The organism is Pseudomonas sp. PA-4-8C, assembly GCF_021606625.1.
GTDB classification, from domain to species: domain Bacteria; phylum Pseudomonadota; class Gammaproteobacteria; order Pseudomonadales; family Pseudomonadaceae; genus Aquipseudomonas; species Aquipseudomonas lactis.
Genome location: NZ_WKCD01000488.1, coordinates 1 through 2010, shown reverse-complemented (window position 1 = coordinate 2010; position 2010 = coordinate 1). Strand labels below are relative to the sequence as shown.

General features: G+C 44.6%; 2 protein-coding genes. Both read right to left on the bottom strand.

The window, feature by feature from the left end:
- On the bottom strand, nucleotides 1-918 hold a 918-nt coding region (locus tag GIW04_RS30285; RefSeq protein ID WP_236479572.1), incomplete at its 3' end, for an O-antigen translocase.
- A 2-nt stretch (nucleotides 919-920) separates the two neighbouring features.
- Nucleotides 921-2010: DegT/DnrJ/EryC1/StrS family aminotransferase (locus tag GIW04_RS30280; protein WP_236479571.1), on the bottom strand; the 1090-nt coding region annotated here is incomplete at its 5' end.

The window sequence follows — 2010 nt, the reverse complement described above, 5'->3', positions numbered from 1 at the left end:
AACTATCGTGACGGGGACGATAATCTTTGCACCATTGACGATCTCTGAACGAAGACCAGCATGCGTTTTAAGTTCAGCTAATTTCGGAAGATAGTAAACTGACAAAACTGTCGTCACCAGCATTAAATACGCAGAACTCAGTCGCCATAGAGCTTCCCAGTATCCAGCACTCTCTACTCCTAAATTTTGAACTACATATTGCCGTACCAAAATCTGACTAACCGGTACACAGGCCGCAGATACGATAGCCATCAGCGCAAATTTAGACAGGTTTTTTGCCGCGCCTTTATCAATTTTTCCGTAAAAATTTGAAATTTTGAACCATTTCAAATTCCAGCATATTATCAATGTAATGAAAAATGCAACCGACTGGAAAGTAGCCAAAGCAATAAGAGCACCGTAGGCTCCCCAGAGCATGACGAAATAAAACACGAAGCCGATAGAAAGTAAGCTACCGACGATGTTAGCCATCACATAGCGAGGTACTTCTTTTTTTCCGACCAGGATAGCGAGTAGAAGAGCATTTAGTACAAAAAACGACAACGCTACGGAAAAACATAAGAACACTGACGCATAAGCTGCGTCGCCCAAAAAAAGCTTTGCGAGCGGAACGCTAAATACTGCAACCAATAGTGAAAACAGGACAGATATGCCTATCGCAAGCGTGCCTGCAGTTTTCCAGATCGTAATCTGCTTAAGCTCATCCTCAACATATTCCGCTGTATATTTGGTCACCCCGGTATTCAACGCTCCGCTCGCAAACGTCGTAATAATAGTCATCGCGTTCTGGAACTGCCCCAACGCAGCGTAACCTGCTGGACCGACATACACGGCAAGGATTTTATTTATTCCTAAAAGGGTCAATATCTTGACCAGGACGGCGATGCTATTAAAAAGACTTGTCTTTATGAGCGTCATACTTACGACTCGTTTGTTGAGAACGAGTTGCAAGCCTTCACTACAGCATGAGCTTCATCATCTGTCATAGTTGGCCCGATGGGAATACTGATAACTTCCTGATGAATGACTTCGGAGATAGGAAAGCTAAGCTCATTCCACTCTTGATAGGCCTTTTGCTTGTGAGGCGGAATTGGATAATGGATCAGCGTTTGAATATTATTGCTCTGCAGATGCTTTTGGAGCGCCACACGCTGAGAAGTTCGAATAACAAATAGATGCCATACTTGGCGAGCCATATTTGTGTCGTAATTACTCGGGTCCAATGGAAGTTGGATGAGAGGGTTAGAGATACCTTCAAGATAAATTTTTGCTATATGCCTTCTTGCCGAAGTATCTTCATCGAGGTGAGCAAGCTTTACACGTAAGAACGCAGCTTGAATCTCATCCAAACGGCTATTGACCCCTTGAATATCATTTTTATATTTCTCGTGAGAACCATAGTTTCTCAATGCTCTGAGGGTCGTAGCAAGCTCATCATCATCGGTCGTAATTGCACCCGCATCGCCCAAGGCTCCCAGGTTTTTACCTGGATAAAAACTAAAGCCTGAAGCATGCCCCCAACTGCCAGCTTTCCTTCCGTCAATTGCGGCACCATGCGCCTGTGCGGAGTCTTCGAGAACTAGCAAGGAATGAGAACGCGCAAACTTCATGATCTCTGGCATGTCAGCCAGCTGACCATAGAGGTGAACAGGGAGGATTACCTTTGTTTTTTCCGTCAGTGCACTGGCGATATTCAGAATATCAATATTCATCGTATCGTTGTCAGGCTCAACCAAGACGGGTATCAGAACGATCTCAGTAATTGCCAATATACTTGCAATGTATGTATTTGCAGGAACAATTACTTCATCACCGTCGTTGAGCTTACCCAGGACCTTCCATGCTCTTAATGTCAAAATCAGCGCGTCAAGCCCATTCGCCACACCGATGCAATGACGCGAACCACAATAAGCAGCGAATTCAGCTTCGAAGTTGCTCAGCTCTTCTCCGCCGATGTACCAACCAGAATCGATGACTCTCGCTGCAGCTGATTTTAGCTCAGAATTATAT